The 22,663-nt window shown below is 47.6% G+C and carries 20 protein-coding genes; 14 read left to right on the top strand and 6 right to left on the bottom strand.

Features of this window, described 5'->3' with window-relative positions:
- The first annotated feature begins 38 nt into the window (after positions 1-38).
- The 3 genes from ACXAD6_RS17520 to ACXAD6_RS17510 all read left to right on the top strand — a co-directional run bounded on the left by ACXAD6_RS17520 (position 39) and on the right by ACXAD6_RS17510 (position 3,376).
- Positions 39-1,346, top strand: a complete 1,308-nt coding sequence (locus ACXAD6_RS17520) for a PucR family transcriptional regulator (RefSeq protein ID WP_474969998.1) — start codon at positions 39-41, stop codon at positions 1,344-1,346.
- A 386-nt stretch (positions 1,347-1,732) separates the two neighbouring features.
- A complete protein-coding gene (locus ACXAD6_RS17515; protein ID WP_474969997.1) occupies positions 1,733-3,148 on the top strand; it encodes an NAD(P)H-binding protein in 1,416 nt (471 codons plus the stop codon).
- A gap of 60 nt (positions 3,149-3,208) precedes the next feature.
- The gene (locus ACXAD6_RS17510) at positions 3,209-3,376 is read left to right on the top strand and encodes a hypothetical protein (RefSeq protein ID WP_474969996.1); all 168 of its coding nucleotides are present in this window, start codon (positions 3,209-3,211) and stop codon (positions 3,374-3,376) included.
- Positions 3,377-3,413: 37 nt separating this feature from the next.
- Here ACXAD6_RS17510 and ACXAD6_RS17505 read toward each other — a convergent pair whose 3' ends face one another.
- A complete protein-coding gene (locus ACXAD6_RS17505) occupies positions 3,414-4,583 on the bottom strand; it encodes an MFS transporter (protein WP_474969995.1) in 1,170 nt (389 codons plus the stop codon).
- A gap of 121 nt (positions 4,584-4,704) precedes the next feature.
- On the opposite strand from ACXAD6_RS17505, the gene ACXAD6_RS17500 reads away from it, so the two are divergent.
- Positions 4,705-5,133: a MarR family winged helix-turn-helix transcriptional regulator gene (locus ACXAD6_RS17500; RefSeq protein WP_474969994.1), complete on the top strand. Its 429-nt coding sequence runs from the start codon at positions 4,705-4,707 to the stop codon at positions 5,131-5,133.
- Between the two features lie 74 nt (positions 5,134-5,207).
- A complete protein-coding gene (locus ACXAD6_RS17495) occupies positions 5,208-6,491 on the top strand; it encodes a globin-coupled sensor protein (RefSeq protein ID WP_474969993.1) in 1,284 nt (427 codons plus the stop codon).
- 76 nt (positions 6,492-6,567) lie between these two features.
- On the opposite strand, the gene ACXAD6_RS17490 is transcribed toward ACXAD6_RS17495, so the two are convergent.
- Genes ACXAD6_RS17490 through ACXAD6_RS17475 form a run of 4 tightly spaced genes read right to left on the bottom strand, consistent with a single transcriptional unit; the run spans position 6,568 to position 8,176 of the window.
- Positions 6,568-7,080 carry a hypothetical protein gene (locus tag ACXAD6_RS17490; protein WP_474969992.1) on the bottom strand — a complete coding sequence of 171 codons (513 nt, stop codon included), beginning with the start codon at positions 7,078-7,080 and terminating at the stop codon, positions 6,568-6,570.
- A 7-nt stretch (positions 7,081-7,087) separates the two neighbouring features.
- A complete protein-coding gene (locus ACXAD6_RS17485) occupies positions 7,088-7,303 on the bottom strand; it encodes a hypothetical protein (RefSeq protein ID WP_474969991.1) in 216 nt (71 codons plus the stop codon).
- Entirely contained in the window at positions 7,300-7,752 is a 453-nt protein-coding gene (locus tag ACXAD6_RS17480; protein ID WP_027956774.1) for a DUF948 domain-containing protein, read from the bottom strand. The genes ACXAD6_RS17485 and ACXAD6_RS17480 overlap by 4 nt, the downstream gene beginning before the upstream one ends.
- 7 nt (positions 7,753-7,759) lie before the next feature.
- Positions 7,760-8,176, bottom strand: coding sequence for a DUF948 domain-containing protein (locus tag ACXAD6_RS17475; protein ID WP_474969990.1), 417 nt, complete (start codon positions 8,174-8,176; stop codon positions 7,760-7,762).
- 406 nt (positions 8,177-8,582) lie between these two features.
- On the opposite strand from ACXAD6_RS17475, the gene glgB reads away from it, so the two are divergent.
- The 9 genes from glgB to ACXAD6_RS17430 all read left to right on the top strand — a co-directional run bounded on the left by glgB (position 8,583) and on the right by ACXAD6_RS17430 (position 21,399).
- Positions 8,583-10,496, top strand: a complete 1,914-nt coding sequence (glgB, locus tag ACXAD6_RS17470; RefSeq protein ID WP_474969989.1) for a 1,4-alpha-glucan branching protein GlgB — start codon at positions 8,583-8,585, stop codon at positions 10,494-10,496.
- Positions 10,493-11,650 (top strand): glucose-1-phosphate adenylyltransferase, encoded by a 1,158-nt coding sequence (locus ACXAD6_RS17465; protein ID WP_474969988.1) that lies wholly within the window; start codon positions 10,493-10,495, stop codon positions 11,648-11,650. The genes glgB and ACXAD6_RS17465 overlap by 4 nt, the downstream gene beginning before the upstream one ends.
- A 17-nt stretch (positions 11,651-11,667) precedes the next feature.
- Positions 11,668-12,774 (top strand): glucose-1-phosphate adenylyltransferase subunit GlgD, encoded by a 1,107-nt coding sequence (glgD, locus tag ACXAD6_RS17460; protein ID WP_474969987.1) that lies wholly within the window; start codon positions 11,668-11,670, stop codon positions 12,772-12,774.
- Positions 12,775-12,875: 101 nt separating this feature from the next.
- Positions 12,876-14,306, top strand: coding sequence for a glycogen synthase GlgA (glgA, locus tag ACXAD6_RS17455; RefSeq protein WP_474969986.1), 1,431 nt, complete (start codon positions 12,876-12,878; stop codon positions 14,304-14,306).
- A gap of 26 nt (positions 14,307-14,332) precedes the next feature.
- Complete coding sequence (locus ACXAD6_RS17450) at positions 14,333-16,771, top strand: glycogen/starch/alpha-glucan phosphorylase (protein WP_474970454.1); 2,439 nt, start codon at positions 14,333-14,335, stop codon at positions 16,769-16,771.
- 20 nt (positions 16,772-16,791) lie between these two features.
- On the top strand, positions 16,792-18,711 hold the full coding sequence (locus ACXAD6_RS17445; protein ID WP_474969985.1) for a glycoside hydrolase family 13 protein: 1,920 nt from the start codon (positions 16,792-16,794) through the stop codon (positions 18,709-18,711).
- A gap of 12 nt (positions 18,712-18,723) precedes the next feature.
- Positions 18,724-19,098, top strand: coding sequence for a PH domain-containing protein (locus tag ACXAD6_RS17440; RefSeq protein ID WP_027956766.1), 375 nt, complete (start codon positions 18,724-18,726; stop codon positions 19,096-19,098).
- A 114-nt stretch (positions 19,099-19,212) separates the two neighbouring features.
- Entirely contained in the window at positions 19,213-20,514 is a 1,302-nt protein-coding gene (rpoN, locus tag ACXAD6_RS17435) for an RNA polymerase factor sigma-54 (protein WP_474969984.1), read from the top strand.
- Between the two features lie 60 nt (positions 20,515-20,574).
- Positions 20,575-21,399, top strand: a complete 825-nt coding sequence (locus ACXAD6_RS17430; RefSeq protein WP_474969983.1) for a YihY/virulence factor BrkB family protein — start codon at positions 20,575-20,577, stop codon at positions 21,397-21,399.
- A 41-nt stretch (positions 21,400-21,440) separates the two neighbouring features.
- On the opposite strand, the gene ACXAD6_RS17425 is transcribed toward ACXAD6_RS17430, so the two are convergent.
- The gene (locus tag ACXAD6_RS17425) at positions 21,441-22,493 is read right to left on the bottom strand and encodes a DmpA family aminopeptidase (protein WP_474969982.1); all 1,053 of its coding nucleotides are present in this window, start codon (positions 22,491-22,493) and stop codon (positions 21,441-21,443) included.
- Positions 22,494-22,663 lie beyond the last annotated feature (170 nt).

The raw sequence follows: 22,663 nt of genomic DNA, 5'->3' as shown, positions 1-22,663 counted from the left end.
TTCTTTCCAGTGACAACCGATATAATGGAGGGTAACGAATGAAGACATTCAGCCTACTTAGAAAGGTTAGGATTCCCATGGAAGTTAAAGATAGGATTCTGCAGGCAGAAGATATCCATAAAGCGACGGAGCTGCTGAGCTCCAGACTCGGTAAGCCTGTGATTATTGAAAACAAAAACTTTGAATTGATCGCCTACAGCTCCACTCATGATGATTTCGATCAAACTCAGCAGAAAACCATTCTATCCAAAAAATGCCCGATCTTCATTATTGACCGGTTGAAAAAAGAGGGCATCGTCCAGCGCCTGGAAATGCAGCCGGACCCGATCCGTGTCCATCCGATGGAAGAGCTTGGCTTCCAGCAGCGTGTCGTCGTGGCAGCCAGGCACCTGAATCATACGATGGGGTATGTCTGGGTGCAGGAGGCCGGCCTGCTGCTGGATGACGCGGACTTTCAGTTCCTTGAAGACATCACCAATCATATAGGCAGACTCATTTATGATCAGTTCATGAGAGACAATGCTAAGGAAGGACGGAAAGAGGAGCTTTTGTGGCAGCTGCTGCAGCATGAGTACGGCAGTGAAAGCCAGTTCCGTCACGAAGCCGCCCTCGCCAAACTGAATCTGGCCGACCGTTTTTCCGTCGTCGTTTTTTCGGTCACCGCACCTCAATATAAGAGCATGCTTGATGATCTTCTACAAACGGTGCACCGCTTCCGGATCACGCGTCCGATGTATGTGCTGAAAACAGAATTCCAGCTTATTCTGCTCGTGGAGGGAAGGGCGTCCGACCGTTTTTCATCAAGAACGACAGCGAGGGATTTTATTGAGGAAGTGAAAAAAGAAACAGGAGAAGAAGCGTTTTATCATTTCCTGATTGGCGTCGGCAAGGAATATACAACACTGTCCTTGATGAGGAAAAGTTTTTTGGAGGCGCTCGAGGTCATTGAAACGGCCAACTTCATTAACCCGCGCCCGGAAACGATGCCGCGGGAATTCGTGACACTCGGCCTGTACAGATACCTGGCCGCCCTTTATGAAAAAAACAGTTCCGAGGATTATTACAGTGAAGATCTGCTGGCCTTGATGAAAAATGATATGGATAAACAGACGGAACTTCTGCTCACATTGGAAACCTATCTTGCTAACAATGGGAAAGGAAAGCAGACCGCCGGAGAGTTGTTTATCCACCCCAATACACTCAATTACCGAATTAAACAGATCCAGGAAATGACGACCATCGATTTCCAGGATTTCAACATGAAGGCGTACCTTTATACTGAACTCCTGCTCCTGAATAACGTCGAACACTACTACAAACGTTACCAGTCAGCACTAAGGTCGTGACCGATCTGCACATAAGAGTGATGGTTACGCTCCGCTTATCGGTGGATGCTTGCCGCGGGCACGGCCTCAGCTAATTGGATCAAGAAGAACACTTGATCCAGTGGATCTTCGGCTCGCGCTGTTCCCACAGGCGTCACCAGCGAACGCTCCACGTAACACGAGGGGGGGCGGAAAGGTGTCTCTACAGTACCGGTGTGCTATTTCATTCAGGGAAGATAAAAGTGGATGCTCTTTCCAAAGTGGGAAAATTGGATGCGAATCTGGACAATGTGAGAAGGGGGACCGCCTGTGTGGGTGGTTCACCTTTTTTTATATACGTTCTTGAAGGGTTAAGAGTGATGACAGACGGGGTACACGTACATTATACCTGAAAGGACGTGACGAGCATGGCAGAAAAAAGACCGGTCATTGCGCTTGCAGGCGCGAGTGGATATATAGGACAGAACCTGATGGAAAAGTTGAGAAAGCACGCCGACATCATTGCCCTTTCCAGAAGTGGTGACCAAAAAGAAGATGAGGAACAGGTAACATGGCGTTCCTGTGACCTCTACTCCATGGTGGATGCTGAAAAAGGCCTGGAGGGGGTGGACATCGCGGTCTACCTCGTTCATTCCATGCTGCCTTCTGCGAAGCTGACCCAGGGAAAGTTTGAAGATATGGATGTCATTTTAGCTGATAACTTTGCCCAGGCTGCAAAGAAACAAGGGGTCCGCCAAATCATCTATTTGAGCGGTATCATCCCGGAGCAGGAAAAAAAGCTGTCCCGACACTTGAAGAGCCGACTGGAAGTGGAAGAAATTCTTGGAGCCTACGGAGTACCCGTGACCACGATCCGGGCCGGGCTGATTGTGGGGCCGAAAGGATCTTCCTTCCCGATTCTGAAAAAGCTGGTTAAACGGCTGCCGTTTATGATTCTGCCAAAATGGACCCGGACGAAGACCCAGCCGATCGCCCTTCCGGATGTGCTGCATGCCCTGGACAGCAGCATTGGAAATGAAGAGGTGAAAGGACGTCCGGTAGACGTGGGCGGTCCGGATGTCATGACCTACGAGACGATGATGAAACGGACGGCTGCTGTGATGGGTAGAAAGCCGCTCACCATTAACGTTCCTTTTTTAACCGTTGAACTCTCCAAATTGTGGGTGCGTCTTGTCACGGGCTCGCCGAAGGAAATGGTCTATCCCCTGATTGAAAGCTTGACCCATCCTATGGTCACACAAGAGGAAAATAAAGTGGAAGGGTTAAGTGAAGGCCGCATTTCTTTTGAAGAGGCGGCCAGGGAAGCTCTTGCAAAGGAAGAAGAGAACAAAGATGGAAAGAGAGCCCTTCCGATGTTTCAACCGATGCAGCAGGATGTCCGGTCTGTCCAGCGTATTCCGATTCCAGAAGGATATGATGCAGACTGGGTTGGACGTTACTATGTGAAATGGCTGGAAAACACACTCAATCCGTGGGTGAAAACGGAAGTGGATGAAGACAACTGCTGTAAAATCGGGGTCGTCTTTAAACAGTCTCCGCTTTTATCCTTCGATTATGCCAAAGACAGAAGTACCGGGGACCGTGCTCTTTATTACATTTCCGGAGGTATGCTCGCCGACAGCGGAAAAAATGTGCGCGGCCGCCTGGAATTCAGGAAAATCCCCGGCCGTCAGGAAGCCATTGTAGCAATTCACGACTACATGCCTTCGCTGCCCTGGTTTTTCTATAAATACACCCAGGCGAAAGCACACCTTGTGGTGATGGCCTTATTCAGGAAGCATTTGGAGAAATGGGGAAGTTCCACCGTTCTTCACCATGCATAAGCGATGCCCGCTTTTCCCAAACTAAGCGTGTAACACTTAAGCTTGTATGAGGTGATTGGGATGAGCAAGAAGGACAAGAAGCACGACCGGCAGTTCAAGGAACGCAATAGTCACGGTGAGCACCGTAACGGGCGGCTGGCTCAATTTAAGAATCACAGTACTGAATTCGGTTCCGAGCCGGATGAATATATCGACCGTGCCCGCCTTGGCTATAAAGGCGACGCATAAGTAAAGGCCTGTCCATTCATGGACAGGCCTTTTGCTGTCACCCTTCAGAAGGGGATTTCTTTTTCTGCACTCCCGTGCGCACATTTTTCATTGTGATGAAGTAAATGGCGCTGATCAACAATCCGGCCGAAGCCGTTAAAAGATAGACGACGGACAGATCGTCGGAAATACTGTCTACAAAAGAGGATAAAAACTGTCCAAGAAAAACAGCGGAAGAAAAGTAGGCGAGATTTTTCCCGCGCTTGGCGGCGCTGCTTTTTTCCACGGTCATGTGGTTGGCAAGTGGAATGGTAAAGCCAAAGCCAAAGCCAATCAAAATTCCCGCCCCTGCGGCAAGCAGGAGGGAGGTCTGGTTCAGCCCAAGCAGCAGATAGCCGCCTCCGAATAAAAAGAACCCGGTCATCAGCGTGGAGTAGTCACTGATTTTATTGACCACCTTAGGCATCTGACTGGCTGATATGACGGCCACAAGAGAGATCATCGCCAAAAAGTATCCCGTTCCTGTGGAAGTCATGTGAAAGTGCTCAGCCAGGTAAAAGGGCACAGAGACCATCGTTACAAAAAAGATGGTCATGGCGAGCATAGCGGATAACAGCACCGGCCAGATTTTTTCGGAAGAAGTTCCACCATCGGCTTCCTCTTCCCCTCCGGTTTCTTTTCTTGTAAAGGGCACGAAAGATAATAGAAAAACAAGAGCGATCCAACCGAGAAGATACAACAGGAATGGGAACTGCCATCCGAAGCTTCCGAGGATGCCTCCGATACTCAGGAAGATGATACCTCCAGCTTCAATGGACATGCCCTGCAGAGCCATCATCTTCAGTCGCTGCTCTCCTTCAAAAAATTCGGCAAGCAGCCCGGTAGCCGAAGACATCACGACAGCCGTTGCCCCGCCGAGGAGAATGCGGTCGGCGAAGACCAACACCGTCCCGTCCAGCCAGATGGCGCTTATCCCCAATGCTCCGTATAAAATCAGCCCGGTACACAAAGCCCTGTAGGGTCCGGACTTGTCGATGAATTTACCGGCGAGCGGAGCGAACAGGACAACGCCGAGCGAAGGGAGTGTCGTCAACCAGGCGGCTGAGTCCTCCATATTGTAGTGCTGGGATATATCAAGTAAGGCGGGAGTAATGGCGCTGCCGACCATGACAGTCAGACTGGCCGCGAGCATTAAGGCAAATACTCCCGCTTTGGATAATGGTTTCATCGTACATACCTCCTTTAGCCATTCGGAAATCATCATAACACATATTTAGTTAGGAAACTAATTAAATGATCATCCAATGCAGTCGGTTTGTGATAAAATAGCGGCAGAAAGGGTGAACGCGATGAATGAATCACACAATGAGGATATTGGCTATCAGATTCAGAAAATATCCCATTCAATCAAACAGCTTCAGAACGAGAGGCTCCAAAAGGAAGATTTGAGCGTTTCTCATGTGAATGTCATGTTCGTTCTTTATGAGAAGGACGGGGTGACGCAGTCCTATCTGCAAAAAGAGCTTGGAATCAAAGCTTCTTCTTTGTCCAAGCTGATTGATATACTTATCCAAAAGGATCTGGTTTATAAAGCATCGCTTGAAAAGGATGCCCGCACGAAACTGATTCATTTAACGTCTCTTGGTAAGGAGCGGAAGGAGCAGCTTCAGCATATCCGCTACGATTTAGAAAGCGAAGTGACCCATCCGCTGACACCCACAGAAATCAAGCAGATGCAGGAGATGCTGCAAAAAATCAAAAACCATCTGGAGGAGTAGTACAGCCCTTTCCCCCTTAACTGTTGTTACAAAGACGACGATATAAGAAAAAAAGACATGCAGGGGGATTTAGAATGGGTTGGTGGGATAAGAGAAAAGAGGCCGTGCGTAAGAAGCTGGGAGAGGGAAAAACAGGGGTGATCGACGTCCCGGAAGGATCGGCTGTTCATCGTCAATGTGAAATGATTCAGCTGACGACAGATGACCTCGCTGTTTTGCAGGACCTGCAGCCGCTGGTAAGCGTGGAAATGGAAGCGGTTGTGAAGAAATTTTACGTGAATCTCGAAAGTGAGCCGGCGCTTCAAAAAATGATTGAGGAACACAGTACCGTTGAGCGCCTGCGGAAAACACTGGCTGTTCATATGGAAGAGATGTTTTCGGGTGTCATCGATGAGTCATATATTGAAAAAAGGAAGCGTATTGCCGCGGTACACTTGAAAATCGGATTGGAGCCTAAATGGTATATGTCTGCCTTTCAGGATTTACTGCTCTCCTTCCTGGAGGTATACGACAGGCATTTGGAAGAAGACGATTACCGGCAGGCGGTTGCAGCGACGACAAAAATACTGAGCATCGAACAGCAGCTCGTCCTGGAAATGTTTCAAAGAGAAGCGGATGCTTTACGGGAAAAAGAAATAGAGAAAAGAGAAGAAGCCTACCTGAAAGTGGATCAGATGTCCGCAGAAGTGGCTGCTGTTTCCCAGCAAGCCAGTGCTTCTACCGAACAGCTGACCGATCAAACGGAAAAAATGGTCACCGACTCTAAAAATGGAACAACGGTAGCCCGCCAAGTGGAGCAGCAGTCGCTTGATGGTAAGAAGCAGTTGGAAGTACACCAGCGGCAGATGAATCAGATTCAACAGACCATCAGGGAAATCTCCGGGGATATGGAAAAATTGAGCCGGATCGCTGAAGAAATCAGTAAAATTGTGACGATCGTTTCTTCCATCGCTGAACAGACCAACCTGTTGTCCCTGAACGCTTCGATTGAAGCTGCGCGCGCAGGGGAGCATGGAGCAGGGTTTACGGTTGTAGCCGCTGAAGTACGTAAATTATCGGAGCAGACACAAACCTCTGCTGCAGAAGTTTCCCAGTTGATTCATTCTACAAGCGGACAGATCCATAACGTGTCTGGTCATGTAGGCAGTATCGATGAGATGATTGCAGAGGGTGCGGACAGTATGGAACAGATCAATCACTTCTTTACGGAAATTGTTACGGCGATGGGGCAGAACAAAGCCTACAATGCAGGTATGGAAGAGGAACTGCAGCATTTTTCGCACGTTATTGATGAAATCAATGATGCCGTTGGTAAAGTAGCGGCTTCTTCCCAGCAGTTGACAGCGATGGCTGATTGAATGATTTGTTCGTAAAGGGAAGCTCAGCGTTTCCTAAAAAAAGTCCCTGAGACGGCTGTCTCAGGGACTTTTTCTATTAAGAGCGTGTATTGATTTCAGTGACGTTGTCCTGTGTGTTGGAAGGGGTGAAGGTTTTTCCTGCTGTTGGAGTGGTCTGCTCTTCCTCATCGCTGGAAAGCTCTTCTTTCGCTTCTCTGGCTTTGTCTCCGACTTCCTGTAGTTCTTCACCGGCGTCTTTAGCTGTGGAAACAATTTCTTCAGACTCTTCTTTAATGTCCTTCACTTTGTCGGTGATTTCTCTGCCTTGGTTGTTGAAAACCTCCTGTACTGTGGCAGCGGCTTCAGATGCGATATTGACGATATTGCGGACACGTGTAACAAGATCATCTTTTTTCTCTGATGGATTTTCTTTTACCTCGGAAGCGTATTCCGTTACAGAATCCTTCTTGGCACGGGATCCTTCTTTCAAACGGCGGCGTTGTTCAGGGTCTTTCGCCAGAACGATCGCACCTCCGATAAGAGCTCCGGTTACAATAGCGATAGGAAGCTTTTTGCTCCCGCTTTTTTTGGTCGTCTGTTGAGTTGTCATAATTGAATCACCTTTCTATCCTTATATTTTTTTGAGCTTCATTCCTCATTGTTTCTCTGGCGGTCTGAATGTCTTCATACTGAATTCTGCCTGCCTGGTAAAATTCACCCTTTTTACGCTCCACCTTCATTTTGGCAATGGATGGATCACGCGTAAGGGAGTGGATAAGTACGCCTGTCAGAGCTCCTGCCGTCAATCCTGATATCCATTCAAGAGTCTTCATGATGTCGTACGGTCCAGCTGGGCGGCTGATTTGAGCGCCTTTCTTTTCTGAGACAGGTAATAGGTCATGGCAAGCGCTCCATAAATGCCCCGCCAGCCTTCTTCATTAATTTTTTGTTCGCCTTCAAAGGTGGTATTCTTCAAGGAAGAGGTCATATCTACAAGAGAAGAAGTGAGCTTCCTGGAGGATTCCCCAATATCTCCAACGATATAGAATAACGGGCTCAATGCTTTAATCTTTTCATTCACATCGGCCAGTGTATCATTACTGTTATGCAGGACGCCGGTCGTTTCCTTCATGACGGAGTCCAACTGTTCCGGGAGCTGATCCACGGTTTCGCGGACCCCGCTTAAAACACCGGCAAGGTTATTAAGAGCTTTAATAAGAAAAATAGAGACCACAGCAAAAGCGATTCCGATGATGAGTACGCCGATTCCTAGAAAATCCATGCCAACCTCACTCCTTTATTTTCTTTCGTTTCCATTTCACATATAAATCAATGGCTGCATCGCCCCACTGCATGGCTTTAATGACATTCTCATTACGCTCGTGGGAGGCGTGGGCCACACTTTCTGAAACCCCTTGAAGGGAACTGTTCACATTTCCTACGGTCGAGCCCACATTGTTGACGGCATCCATCAAGCCGTTGATGCTCTGGGTTTTCTCTTCAAGATCAGCCGCCATTGAATTGGTTTTTTTCAACAGGCTCTCTGATTCAGATGTAATCCCCTGAATCTGGCCTTCCACTTTCTCCAATGTATTGGAAACACTGGACATCGTATGGGATGCTGTCTTTAATGTTTTCACAACAAAGATACTGATGAAGGCAAATGCAATTGCGATGATGAGTAGTCCAAGTCCTGCTAATGACATCTCGTTCCACCTCTCTTAAATTCGGTTTGTAAAAGCTATACCACTATTCTTTTTTGCTGAAACGCTTCTGGAAAAGAAAATATCTGCCAGTCCATGATAGAAGATAAAGGAAGGGGGCCCATAGACTCAGAGAATCGGTGGTTTCTAATTTTGTGAGCCGGGGAATAGAACAAAAAATGTAAACGCTTACTTATAAAGGTTCTTAACGAAAAATTAACAAATGGACGGATGCCATGGTTATTCGACATTTTTCGACAAAACTTTTCAGAATATTTTTATCAATTGTAATTGTAAATCTATACAGGTGATTTTATGATGAATATAGGAGATAACAAACGTTTCCGAATTGATTGATAGGCAGCAGGTCTAGTCATAAAGTTTGATTATTGAGACGAGGAGTGATGGTGTGGTCCAGGATACATCTTTAGAACATGATATTTATTTATTCCATGAGGGGAACCTCCGGTACAGCCACAAACTGCTGGGGGCTCATCCGGATACGAGAAACGGAGAGCAGGGCATCCGTTTTGCGGTCTGGGCTCCGAACGCCGTTAAGGTCAGTGTCGTCGGTCCATTTAACAACTGGGACGGACGGGAACACCCAATGGAAAAGATCAATGACAACGGCGTGTGGATCGCCTTTCTTCCCGGTCTGGAAAAAGGAACGATTTATAAATACGAAATTTTAACTCCTCACGGACATCTCCGCTTGAAAGCTGATCCGTATGCATTTTCAAGCGAACTCCGTCCAAATACCGCTTCGGTTGTCTATCCGCTGGATGATTATGCATGGGGAGACCATGACTGGATGAACCAGCGGAAAGGACGTAATCCCTATGAATCACCCATGTCGATCTATGAACTTCATTTAGGGTCCTGGAAGTACATAGAGTCGGAGGTTTTTTACAATTTCCGTGAATATGCAGATATGGTGATTCCTTATGTGAAAGAACTCGGCTATACCCATATCGAACTTCTACCCATGACGGAGCATCCGTTTGACCGCTCCTGGGGCTATCAGGCGACCGGATACTTTTCCGTGACCTCCCGTTACGGCACCCCGGATGACTTCAAATATTTTGTCGATCAATGTCACAATTCTGGAATCGGTGTCATATTGGACTGGGTACCGGGCCACTTCTGCAAGGATGAACACGGGCTTCGCAGGTTTGACGGGGAAGCGCTTTATGAATATGCCAACCCTAGTAAAGCTGAGAAAACACAGTGGGGGACGCTTACGTTTGATTTTGCCAGAAACGAAGTACAGAGCTTTCTCATCTCCAATGCTGTGTACTGGCTGAAAGAGTATCACCTGGATGGACTGCGTGTGGACGCTGTTGCCAGTATGCTCTATCTCGATTTCGGTAAGGAAGACGGAGAGTGGGAGCTGAATGAATACGGCGGGCGTGAAAATATTGAAGCCATCGACTTCATCAGAAAAATGAATAAAGCCGTTTTTGAAGAAGTTCCGGATACGCTGATGATGGCGGAGGAATCGACGTCCTGGCCGCTTGTCAGTGCCCCGACACATATCGGCGGACTCGGGTTCAATTATAAGTGGAACATGGGCTGGATGAATGACATGCTCAAGTATATGGAAATGGACCCGATCCACCGGAAGTACCATCATAATTTAATTACCTTTTCTCTTCATTACGCCTTTTCCGAGAACTTTGTATTACCGATTTCTCATGACGAAGTCGTCCATGGAAAGAAATCGTTATTAAATAAAATGCCGGGCGACTATTGGCAGAAATTCGCCAACCTGCGTGCATTTCTCGCTTATATGTACGCCCATCCCGGTAAGAAGCTTCTATTCATGGGAGGTGAATTCGGACAATTCGACGAGTGGAAGGACTTGGAGGACCTGGACTGGGAGCTGCTGGAATACGATTCCCACGCCTCCATTTTGGAGTACACGAAACAGCTTCACCAGATGTATCAGGAGATGCCTGCATTATGGGAGCTCGATCATAAACCAGAAGGGTTCACATGGATCGATCCGAATAACTATGAGCAGAGCATTATATCTTTTGTACGGAACAGCCGGACATCAAACGATCAATTAGTCATTGTATGCAATTTCACTCCGGAGGTCTACCACGATTATAAAGTCGGAGTGCCTGAACAAGGCTCATACGAGGAAATTTTCTCGAGTGATGCGGAGCACTTTGGTGGTTCCGGGCAGAGAAATGGACTGCCCCTGGACACGATATCCTCTCCATGGCAGGGCCAGAACCAGCATGTCACCATGACGGTTCCCCCGCTCGGTGTGAGCTTCCTGAAAAGAACATCAGTAAATCAAGGAGGAGAATCATGAAAAATAAAGAATGTGTAGCGATGCTTCTAGCTGGTGGGCAGGGGACCAGATTGAAATCATTGACGAAACAGATCGCCAAACCTGCCGTATATTTCGGCGGTAAATACCGGATCATTGATTTTCCGCTGAGCAATTGTACGAATTCCGGCATTGATACAGTCGGCGTACTTACACAGTACGAGCCGCTTATTTTAAATGATTACATCGGCATTGGAGATACATGGGACCTGGACCGTAAATTCGGAGGCGTGTCGGTGCTCCCTCCATTCATGCAGTCGGAAGGCGGAGGATGGTATACAGGAACGGCGAATGCCATCTACCGCAACCTGAAATTCCTGAACCAGTATGATCCGGAGCACGTGCTGGTCCTGTCCGGGGATCATATTTATAAGATGGATTACGGTGCGATGCTTGATTACCATAAGGAAACGGATGCGGACGTGACGATTTCTGTTATTGAAGTTCCTTGGGAGGAAGCGAGCCGTTTTGGAATTATGAACGCCGACGATAACGGGAAGATTACAGAATTTGATGAGAAACCTGAATATCCGAAGAGCAACCTGGCTTCCATGGGCGTCTACATTTTCCGCTGGGATGTACTGAAGCAGTACTTGATTGATGATGCGGAAAAAGAAGATTCCTCCCATGATTTCGGGAAGGATATCATTCCATCTCTTCTTAACGATTATAAAAAGATGATGGCCTATACATTCGAAGGCTATTGGAAGGATGTCGGAACGGTCGACAGCCTTTGGGAAGCCAATATGGACCTGCTTAAGAAGAATCCTGAACTGAACCTCAGTGATTCCAGATGGCGGATCTATTCTAAAAATCCAAACCAGCCGCCGCAGTATATTGCACCGTCAGCTTCTGTGAAAAATGCGCTGATTAATGAAGGGTGCCGGATTTACGGCAAGGTGGATACATCGGTGATTTTCTATGGTGTTCACGTTTGTGAATCCTCCGTTGTGAAAGATTCTGTCATCATGCCGGATGTCAAAATCGGCAGAAATGTCACGATCAACCGTGCCATCATCTCCAAAGGAACGGTGATTGAGGATGGAGCCGTGATCGGTGATCCTTCACCAGACAGCGAAATCACGCTGGTGGCAGATGAAGGAAGTGTTCTGGCAACAAGCTATGCTACAAACTGATTTTTGAGGAGGATTTTATGGATCGTATCGCTGGAATTATTAACCTGGACCATGAGCAGGATATGCTCGATGAACTCACATACTTCCGCTGCGGGGCAGCGGTTCCTTTTGCCGGACGCTACCGGATGATTGATTTCGCTATTTCCAATATGACCAACTCCCGGATTGAATCCGTAGCTGTCTTTGCAAGAAGAAAATACCGTTCGCTGATGGACCATCTCGAACAAGGAAAAGCCTGGGATCTGGACCGCAAACGGGGCGGTCTTTTCATCCTGCCCCCTGACTGGAATGATCCGACCGATATTTCCCGCGGGGATCTGCAGCATTTCCATAACAACATCGATTTCATCAACCGGACGCTGGCGGATTATATCGTCATCTCCGGTTCCCAGCACATCTGCAACATCGATTATCAGGATGTCCTGCAGGAGCATAAGGAATCAGGGGCGGACGTAACGGTCATTTATAAAAAAGTAGACGAAATGTATTCCGAGCATGAACGCGCTCACAAGCTCGATATCGATGGGAATAACCGTGTGACGAATATTCACAATGATCGAAGCAGCCATAACGTCTATATGGATATGTACATCATTGACAAGGAATTTCTATACAATCTGATTGAGAAGTGCATTGCCCATGGATGCTCCAACTTCTTCCTGGATGGGATCAAAGGAAAGCTTCCGAACATTCATATCAATGCTTATGAGTACCACGGCACTCATGCGCTGATCAATTCGGTGGAAAGTTATTACCGCAACAGCTCCAAGTTGTTGAATGCCTCTGAGCATGATGAGTTATTCAAAGAGGATGCACCGATTTTCACGAAGGTGAAAAACGAAGCACCATCGAATTATACCCAGTCATCACACGTGACAAATACAATGGTGGCCAACGGGTGTGTCATTGAAGGGGAAGTCGAGGACAGCATCCTGTTCCGCGGTGTCAAAGTAGGAGAAGGGGCGGTCATTAAAAACTCCATCATCATGCAGCGCTGCGAGATTGAAGAAGGAGCGGTTCTGGAAAATGTCATTCTTGATAAGGATTGCACCATTTCCAGTGGCAAGACGCTGATTGGAGCACCTGAAAAGCCGTACGTACTAGCGAAGCGGCGATCAATGTAATCCCCTTTGTCAGGGACTGTCTGGACCTTACCGCTCGGGCAGTCCTTTTTCTTTAACAATGGTTAAGTGATGGATTGAACAAAGATAAGGAGTGGATATACGTGAATATTTTAATGGTTGGTTCAGAATGCACCCCTTTTGTAAAAACCGGTGGTCTTGCTGATGTGCTCGGTACTCTGCCGCATGCCTTGAAGAAACAGGGCGCCGATGTCCGTGTCGTCCTGCCGAAATATGAGAACATGGATGATCACTGGAAGGAACAGCTGACCCACCTGGATGAACTGGATATTACGCTTGGGTGGCGGAGCCAGTATGCAGGAATCGAATATATCAACTATGAGGGCATTCCCGTCTATTTCATAGATAACGAATATTATTTTAAACGTTCCAATCTTTATGGGTATGGAGATGAAGCCGAGCGGTTCGTTTTCTTCAATAAAGCGGTTATGGACTTTATCTGCACGCTGGAATGGACTCCGGATATCCTGCACTGCCATGACTGGCAGACCGGTCTCATCCCTGTCTACCTACATACCCATTATAAGGATGTGGAAAAGCTTCAAGGTATGAAAACGGTCTTCACGATCCATAATTTGAAGTATCAGGGGATTTATCCGCAGTCTGTCCTGCATGATCTGATGGACTTTGATGAAAGCATGATGAGAGATGATGCGTTCGAATTTTTCGGGAACATCAACTTCATGAAGGGTGCTTTGAACTACGCCGATTTTATTACAACGGTCAGCGAAACTTATGCAAAAGAGATTCAAACGCCCTATTATGGGGAAAACCTAGACGGAGTACTTAGAAAACGGACTGACGAATTAATCGGAATCGTCAACGGCATCGACGAGCATAACTATAACCCTATGAAAGACGAAGCCCTTGCTTTTCCGTATCGCAGCTCCCTGATCAAGAAGGCTCAGAACAAGATGTGGCTGCAGGCTGAATTAGGTCTGCCTGTACGTAAGGAAGTACCGATGATTGGCATCGTTTCCAGATTGGTGGAACAAAAAGGGTTCGACTTGATCGGAAGGGTGATTGACGAGCTGCTTTATCATGATGATGTTCAAGTCGTCCTGCTTGGTACGGGTGAATATCAATATGAGCAGCTGCTTCAATGGGTACAGCACAGACACCCCGAAAAAATGTCAGCGAATATCCGTTTTTCAGAACCATTATCCCGTCAGATTTATGCGGCCAGTGATATGTTCCTCATGCCTTCCCGTTTCGAACCGTGCGGGATTGGTCAGCTGATTGCCTTAAGGTATCTGTCTGCTCCAATCGTAAGGGAAACAGGGGGACTTGTGGACACCGTCCAGCCATATAATGAAGAGACTGGGGAAGGGAACGGATTTTCATTTACAAACTATAACGCCCACGACATGCTGTACACGATCCGCCGGGCCGTCGAATTCTATCAGGAGCCTGCTTCTTGGCAGAATCTTGTAAAAAACATCTGCAAGAGTAAGTTCACTTGGAAAAACTCTGCGGAGCAGTACATGGATTTGTATCAAACGATGTTCCGGTAGAGCTGATAGGAGGAACCTTTATGGTGATGTTCAGTAGCAAAGAGGAATTCAAGGCCGCGTTTAAGGAGCAGTTGGAGGACCGGTATGGGCGGACGCTGGAGACAGCTTCGGAGTATGATACCTACCGCGCGTTAGGGGCGCTGATTCAGGAGAAAATCAATGCCAAATGGCTTCACACCCAGCAGCATTACAAGCGTAATAAAACGAAGCAGGTGTTTTATTTCTCGATGGAATTCCTTATGGGGCGTCTGCTTGGGAACAATCTATTAAACATGGATGTTCTGACACTTGTAGAAGAAGGACTGGAGGAGCTTGGTTTGTCCCTGTCCGGGTTGGAAGAGAAGGAAAGTGACGCAGGACTCGGCAACGGCGGTCTCGGCCGTTTGGCGGCTTGTTTTCTGGATTCCCTGGCCTCTTTGGAGATGGCTGGTCACGGCTATGGCCTCCGGTATAAGTACGGCATGTTTGATCAGCATATCATCGACGGGAAACAAGTGGAATTTCCTGATTACTGGCTTTCCAAAGACTTCGTCTGGGAAGTGAGGCGCCCGGATGAAGCAATCGAAGTCCGTTTTGGCGGACAGGTATCTTCCACCCGTGACAAGGACGGAAAGCTGCATTTTAAGTATGAGCACTACGAACCGATCCAGGCGGTGCCTTATGATGTCCCGATTGCCGGATATAAAAACGAAACCGTGAATACGCTCCGGTTGTGGTCTGCAGAACCATCTGTCGGAGACACAATGTCCCGTGCTGAAAAAGAAGGGGAGTTCGGTCATTTTCTCGGCCATAAACGTTCGCTGGAATCTATTTCGGATTTCCTATATCCGGATGATTCTACAGAAGACGGTAAACGCCTCCGCTTAAAGCAGGAATATTTCCTCGTTTCCGCCGGTGTCCAGTCGGTTGTTCGCTATTTTGAAAAACTGGGAGTGCCATGGTCCTCCTTCCCTGAAAAAGCAGCCCTCCATATCAACGATACCCATCCGGCCCTCGTCATTCCTGAACTGATGCGGATCCTTATGGATGAGAAAGGAATCGGCTGGGAGGAGGCATGGGAGATCACCCGGTCCTCGGTTTCCTATACGAATCATACAACCCTTAGTGAAGCGCTTGAGTCCTGGCCTGTAGGTCTTGTCCGCTCGCTGCTGCCACGGATTTTCATGATCATCAATGAAATCAATGAGCGTTTCTGTCAGGAGCTGTGGAGCACTTACCCAGGCGATTTCGACCGCATTGCCGACCTTGCCATCGTAGCGGACGGTCAGGTGAAAATGGCCCATTTATCCATTGTCGGAAGTCACAGCATTAATGGTGTGGCAAAACTCCATACAGAAATATTAAAACATCGCGAAATGAAACGATTCTTCCATACTTTCCCGGATCGCTTCAACAATAAAACCAACGGAATTACTCACCGCAGGTGGCTGATGCACAGCAACCGTAAACTGACGTCACTCATTACGGAAGCGATCGGCGACACCTGGATCCACGAGCCGCAGCAGTTAAGCCGGCTGATGAGCCGGAAAGATGATTTAAGCTTCCTTGATCAGCTTCACGATATCAAGCACCAGAATAAAGTGGAATTTGCAGAGTGGGTGCAGCAGACGCAGGGAATCACCGTCAATCCGCACTCCATATTCGATGTCCAGATTAAACGGCTCCACGGTTATAAGCGTCAACTGCTTAATGCTCTTCATATTATGCATTTATACAATGAATTGAAGGCAGACCCTGCCATGGAAATGGTACCGAGGACTTTCTTTTTCGGAGCCAAGGCAGCCCCGGGTTATCATTTCGCGAAAACGGTCATCCAATTGATCAACCGTATTGCAGAAGTGGTCAACAATGATCCTGCTGTAAACGATTATATAAAAGTGGTGTTCCTTCCGAACTATTCCGTGTCCATGGCAGAGAAAATCATTCCAGCGACCAATATCAGTGAGCAGATATCCATGGCTACGAAGGAAGCTTCGGGTACAGGGAATATGAAATTCATGATGAACGGCGCGGTGACCGTGGGGACGATGGACGGGGCGAACGTCGAAATCCACGACCACGTCGGGGATGATAACATTTACATTTTCGGTCTCACTTCTGAGGAGATCTGGGAGTATTACAATCAAAGCTCCTACTCTTCCAGTGAGATTTATCATAATGACGACCGGATCCGCCGTATTCTCGATGAATTGATTCATTACAGTCCTTTTTCTAAAGGCGAAACGGAATTCCAGGCCATTTACGATGCTTTGGTCACCTATAATGACGAGTACTTTGTACTGAAAGATTTTCCAGATTATCTGCTGGCTCAGAAGAAAGTCAGTCAGGATTATCAGAGAAAGCGTCAGTGGAACTTGAAGAGTCTCGTAAACATCGCCCAATCCGGTGTGTTTTCCAGTGATCGCACGATCCAGGAATACGCAGAGGAGATTTGGAAAATCAATCGTGTCGGGGCGCTGAAGTAGTTATATAGGGGGACGGATTTGTGAGACAAAAGGAAATGTATCATAACAGCTTTGAGGAATCCTATAGAGAGCCTTTCGGTGCTGCGCCGAAAGGTTCTGCTGTTACACTGAAACTGGATGTGCTCAACCGCCATCGTGTATCCCATGTCATCCTTCACTATATCCTTGACCGTACGGATCATGAAAAGACGAAGGAAATGGACGTATGCAGCGAGGAACACCAGTGCACGACATATGAAACGACTATAAAAATGCCGGAAAGTCCACAGCTGATCTGGTATTTCTTTGAAATCATCTCCGAAGACCGCACCCTTTTTTACGGACGGGAGCGGAGTAATGAGAGCGGGGAAGGCCGTATTTATGATCATATCCCCCCTTCCTGGCAGATTACGGTTTATGATCCTGTTTACGAAACGCCGGAATGGTGGAAGAATGCTACGATGTATCAAATATTTCCCGACCGTTTTTATGCAGCCGGTGACATTGATATGAAAAAAGCACCGGAAACGAGCCTTGTACATGCCCATTGGGAGAATGACCCTGTTTATATCCGCAATGAGCGAGGAGAAGTCATCCGCTGGGACTTTTTCGGTGGCAGCCTGAAAGGCATTACGGAAAAACTTGATTACCTCGAGACACTGGGCATTACCGTTCTTTACTTGAATCCAATTTTTGAAGCCGAAAGCAATCACCGGTATGATACGGGGGATTATCATAAGATTGATGAACTACTCGGTACAAAGAAAGACTTCGAGGCGCTGATTGAAGAAGCGGAAAAACGAGGCATGGAAGTTATGCTGGACGGGGTGTTCAGTCATACCGGGAGCAACAGTATTTATTTCAACCGGGAAGGGAAGTACGACTCCCTTGGTGCCTATCAATCCAAAAATTCCCCTTATTACAGCTGGTATACATTCCACAACTATCCCAACGAATATGATGCCTGGTGGGGAGTAGGGACTCTCCCTACACTCCGGAAGGAAAATGAAGATTACCAGAACTTCCTGATTCACGATGAAGACAGTGTCATCAAAACGTGGCAGAAGTCAGGGATGAAGCACTGGCGTCTTGACGTAGCGGACGAGTTGACCGATGACTTGATCCGGCAGATTTATACCCAGCTGAAGAAGAAGGATTCATCCAGTGTGCTGCTTGGGGAAGTGTGGGAGGATGCGTCCAACAAATCAGCCTATGGAAAACGCCGCGACTATTTTCTCGGGGGCGTCCTGGATTCAGTGATGAATTACCCGATGCGGCGGATCCTGCTCGACTTTATTAAAGGGGACATGGATGCCTACACGGTGCACAGGCGCTTGATGACTTTATGTGAGCACTATCCGAAAGAATACTTCTATGCCGTCATGAACATGCTCTCCAGTCATGATGTCGAAAGAATTTATACGATGCTGGCAGACTTTCTGCCGGATGACTTTTCCGATGAGCAGAAAGAGCAGCTCATCTTCAAGCAGATCAAGGCTCTCAGTCTATGGATCTATGCTTTTCCGGGTGTGCCTTCCCTGTACTATGGCGATGAAGCCGGGCTGACAGGCGGAGCAGATCCGGATAACCGTAAACCTTATCCGTGGGGAAGAGAAAACCAGGAACTGCTTGACTGGTATACCAAAATCGGGAGTTGGCGGAAAGAGCATGATGTTCTTCGTACAGGGCATTGGAAGTCCTTTGCCCTGGATGATGATGTTATCGGATTTGAGAGATGGAATGAAAACAATGTCGACCATTTTGGAAATGAAGCGGCGGACGAGCGGATTCTCTTTTTGTTCAACCGGAACCTCCGGGAAAAGCGGGAGATTAATATCCCCATTCAAAAAGGGAAATGGCAGCAGCTGGAGAACAAGAAAAGTATATTCAGTTCGAAAAATAACTGGCTGACGATCAAACTGGATCCGTCAGAGAATATGATTCTACGGTTAATGAAATAGGAGGCGTAACCAATGGGTTTCTTAGATGGATTAATGGGAAACGCGTCCGAAGTGGACGTAACGAAGCTTGAAAAGGATTTGAAAGATATCCTTGCCGGTGGAGAGCAGGTAGAGAGCGGTTATAAAGTGCTCCGCGACTCGTTTATCTTCACAAACAAACGGCTGCTTCTCGTGGATAAGCAGGGCATGACGGGGAAGAAAGTGGAGTACCACTCCATCCCGTATAAAAGCATCACCCATTTCAGCGTAGAAACAGCGGGCAGCTTCGATATGGATGCTGAGCTGAAGATATGGATTTCAGGGTCATCCGAGCCGATCGGAAAACTTTTCAAGAAGGACAGCCCGATCGAATCCGTTCAACAAACACTGGCTGAACATGTATTATGACCTTTGCAGCCTTCTTCCGTATAAAGGAAGAAGGCTTTTGCTATTGAAAAATGACTGCCGTTCAAGCATCATAGAAGTACATCATTATGAAAGCGTTACCAAAGAGGTGTTCTCATGAAGCTTGAGCTTGTTCAGAAACAAACGACAGGGTTATTTATGACAACGGAAATGCGCCAGGCCGTTCAAATGCTTCAATTTTCAGCGGGTGAGTTATGGGAGTATGTGCAGCGGGAGGTTGATGAAAACCCGCTCCTTCATTTTTCTGTCGACGCTTCATCCGTGTTCTACAAGCAAGGTGCATCGATGAATTTTATGGAAGAGATGACTCCTGATCAAGCATCATGGAGGGATAATCTAGGGGACCAGATCAGGCTGCTGGAGGTGCCTGCAGAGACGAAAGAGATGCTGATTTTTCTTGCAGGGCATCTGAATGATGACGGTTTTTGTGAAGCATCGGACGAGGAGACAGCAGAAACCTTTCATACGACGTTGGAATCAGCGAGGAGCATACGCATGTCTATGTTCAACCTGGATCCCGAAGGTGTAGGCTGCCGGAACATAAGGGAGTATTTGGTTTTTCAGGCTGCCCGGCGCTTTCCTGAGGATGAAAAACTGCCGCTGATCATCCGGCATCACTTGGATGATCTGGCCCTTGGAAACTGGGAGGAGATTGAAAAGTCTGCAGGCATACAGCGGAAGGAAGGAGAGGAAGCACTTTTGCGGTTAAAGCAGTTGAATCCGAGACCGCCGGCTTCCACTTTATCTCCATCCATTCCATCTCTCCCACCTGATTTAATAATGGAAGAAACGGCAGAAGGGTATCAGCTTCACGACCCTTATTCCATGACGAAATACCTGGGGTGGGACCACGAACTCCTTGAGTTATACGATACCAAAGCAGAGGCCGCCGGTTTTTTTGAAGAAGACTATAAACGGGCCCGATGGCTGATTCAAAGCCTGGAAAGCAGGAAGAACACTCTCCTGCAGACGGCCGAGGTCGTCGTCCGTCATCAGCAGGAGTTTTTCCGGGGCCGTTCGCTGCAGCCGTTGACGCTGAAGAATGTGGCAGATCAGCTCGGTGTGCATGAGTCCACCATCAGTCGTGCGGCTGCCAATAAAGTCATGCAGACACCAAAAGGACTGTATCCCTTGAAAAGCTTTTTCGTCACGGGGTATCAAGGGGAGGACGGAAGAGGATATTCATCGGGTTATGTGAAAGAAAAGATCACCGGGATGATCCAGGGGGAAAATAAAAGGAAACCATATTCCGACCAAAGCATCAGCCGCCTCCTGCTTCAACAGGAAGGTCTTCACATATCCAGAAGGACGGTAGCCAAATACAGGGAAACTATGAAAATTCCATCCTCCTCACGCAGGAAGGACACGTCCAAAAAGCTTCACCTCCTACATTCCTAGGTTAATATTCTCCTGAATGGGGGATAGACTATTAAAGTGGAGTGAAGGAGGAGAGAAACGTTGAAGAAGATCATTGATTATACGAAAGCGGTCATCAAGGAATTTCAAAAAGATAACGTCCCTCTGCTTGGGGCTGCCCAGGCTTATTATTACTTACTATCCATTGTTCCGATGTTGATTCTGCTATTATCTATACTCCCCTATTTGAATATTGATGCAGAAACGGCGATCCAGGCCATGGGCAACGTTCTTCCGAGCGGCACCGTTGATGTATTCCGTGAAAATATCGTTGCAGTAGTGGAACAGCCGAACGGGGGGCTTCTTACAGTTGGTATTCTGGGTACGCTCTGGTCCGCTTCCAGTGGCATCAATGCGTTCATACAATCGGCCAATGAAGCTTATGAAGTAGAAGAAACGAGGTCGTTCATCAAAGTGAGACTGCTGGCGGTCGCGTTGACGATAGGCATGATAGTAGCGATTGTCGTCGCTCTTGCGCTCCCGGTGTTCGGACAAGTCTTGATTGATTTCATCAACCTTCCAGCTCAGACGGAAATACTGATGCAGGTGCTGCGCTGGGTGATCAGTATATCGGTCATCGGTCTCGTATTGATGGCCCTTTATCACTTCGCCCCAAACAAGAACATTCCATTCAAGCATATTCTTCCGGGGGCAGTGATTACTGCGCTTCTCTGGCAGGTCATTTCCCTGGCTTTCTCGTTTTACGTAACGAACTTTGGAAACTACTCTGCAACGTATGGAAGTCTCGGTGGTGTCATCATTCTTATGCTTTGGTTCTTCCTGACCGGTATCATCTTAATGGTCGGTGCGGAAATCAATGTCGTCTATCACCGACGCCACGGAGGCAGGAAATCAAAAGCGGCTTAAATGTGAAGGAGGTCTCCCGTCCTATGAGGAGACCTCCTTTTTTAATGGAGGGAAAGGTTGAATTTCTCAAGAAGTTCAGACAGCGTCGGCCGGTCATGTCCATTTCTTCCTTTCCCGGGATCTGCATGAAGCAGTGATTCCAATACAGCTTCTTCGCAGGACTCGCGTACAGCTCGGAATGCCGCATCGATATCCTCTTCATGAAGCATTTCTAAAGACAGGGGCTGGTCCGGTTTGTCATGCGGAATGGTTCCAGCGGTTGTAAAACCGATGACAACTTCACCACTGCCGTTACCGATAATAGACCCCGTCCTCGATAATCCGGCTGCTGCCCGTTTGAGTATCCGCTTCAACTGCCGCTCTGTGACCGGGAGATCCGTCGCGCAGATGACCATCACCGAACCGCGGTCCTTCTCCTGTACCTGATGTGCTTCGTTCAGCTCTTTCCCAACCGCTCTTCCATCGATCCGCAGGTCACTCAGCGTCCCGAAGTTGGTCAATGTCAGAACGCCGAGGGTATACGATCCGTAGGCGAGGTCGATTTTACGCGAAGCTGACCCGATGCCGCCTTTCATGGAGTAACATACCATGCCTGTCCCCGCTCCCACACTTCCTTCTTCAAACTCATCTTCCGCTCTTTGCAGCGCATGCCATACATCCTCCTTCGCTACACTGCGGTTTCGGATATCATTCAAATGCATATCATTGCACTCCCCGACGACGGGGTTGACCGTCCCTGTCGTCCGTCCGATTTCAGGGTTCCGCTCCAAGCTGTAATCAACGAGGGCATCGTAAACCCGGCCGACTGCGAACGTATTGGTTAAGGCGACAGGGGTTTCCAACGTCCCCATTTCTTCGATCTGGATTAATCCGGTGGTTTTCCCAAAGCCATTGATGACATGCGAGGCGGCCAGCAGCTTTTGTTTGAAAAGGTTCCCTTCATGAGGAAGGATGACCGTTACGCCTGTGCGTGTGTCTCCGTCTGTCAGTGTTTGATGACCGACTTTGACACCGGGTACATCGGTAATTTGATTTCGTCTCCCCGTCTGCATCTCTCCAATTGTAATTCCGTATGTTCTTGTTTTTGTTCCCATCCATAAACCCTCCCTGCCTTCCTACTACTTTCTAAATGAAGAGATGAAATTCCTTTTTATGTATGAAAATACATCCTTCGGTTTTAATATACGTTCAAACGCTTGTATATAAAGGTTTTTTGTATGGAAAAGTGAATAAAATAAATTTTCTTTTGAAAAATCTCAAAAAA

The organism is Halobacillus sp. ABH2_015 (assembly GCF_056158945.1).
This window is presented reverse-complemented; position numbering and strand designations above follow the sequence as displayed.

Bases quoted from the DNA above. Each gene is read 5' to 3' on its own strand.
- ACXAD6_RS17515 (WP_474969997.1), top strand. From the start codon at position 1,733: ATGGCAGAAAAAAGACCGGTCATTGCGCTTGCAGGCGCGAGTGGATAT.
- ACXAD6_RS17500 (WP_474969994.1), top strand. From the start codon at position 4,705: ATGAATGAATCACACAATGAGGATATTGGCTATCAGATTCAGAAAATA.
- glgD (WP_474969987.1), top strand. From the start codon at position 11,668: ATGGATCGTATCGCTGGAATTATTAACCTGGACCATGAGCAGGATATG.
- ACXAD6_RS17480 (WP_027956774.1), bottom strand. From the start codon at position 7,752: ATGGATTTTCTAGGAATCGGCGTACTCATCATCGGAATCGCTTTTGCT.
- ACXAD6_RS17495 (WP_474969993.1), top strand. From the start codon at position 5,208: ATGGGTTGGTGGGATAAGAGAAAAGAGGCCGTGCGTAAGAAGCTGGGA.
- ACXAD6_RS17440 (WP_027956766.1), top strand. From the start codon at position 18,724: ATGGGTTTCTTAGATGGATTAATGGGAAACGCGTCCGAAGTGGACGTA.
- ACXAD6_RS17475 (WP_474969990.1), bottom strand. From the start codon at position 8,176: ATGTCATTAGCAGGACTTGGACTACTCATCATCGCAATTGCATTTGCC.
- rpoN (WP_474969984.1), top strand. From the start codon at position 19,213: ATGAAGCTTGAGCTTGTTCAGAAACAAACGACAGGGTTATTTATGACA.
- ACXAD6_RS17465 (WP_474969988.1), top strand. From the start codon at position 10,493: ATGAAAAATAAAGAATGTGTAGCGATGCTTCTAGCTGGTGGGCAGGGG.
- ACXAD6_RS17490 (WP_474969992.1), bottom strand. From the start codon at position 7,080: ATGACAACTCAACAGACGACCAAAAAAAGCGGGAGCAAAAAGCTTCCT.
- ACXAD6_RS17510 (WP_474969996.1), top strand. From the start codon at position 3,209: ATGAGCAAGAAGGACAAGAAGCACGACCGGCAGTTCAAGGAACGCAAT.
- ACXAD6_RS17485 (WP_474969991.1), bottom strand. From the start codon at position 7,303: ATGAAGACTCTTGAATGGATATCAGGATTGACGGCAGGAGCTCTGACA.
- ACXAD6_RS17520 (WP_474969998.1), top strand. From the start codon at position 39: ATGAAGACATTCAGCCTACTTAGAAAGGTTAGGATTCCCATGGAAGTT.
- ACXAD6_RS17505 (WP_474969995.1), bottom strand. From the start codon at position 4,583: ATGAAACCATTATCCAAAGCGGGAGTATTTGCCTTAATGCTCGCGGCC.
- ACXAD6_RS17450 (WP_474970454.1), top strand. From the start codon at position 14,333: ATGTTCAGTAGCAAAGAGGAATTCAAGGCCGCGTTTAAGGAGCAGTTG.
- ACXAD6_RS17425 (WP_474969982.1), bottom strand. From the start codon at position 22,493: ATGGGAACAAAAACAAGAACATACGGAATTACAATTGGAGAGATGCAG.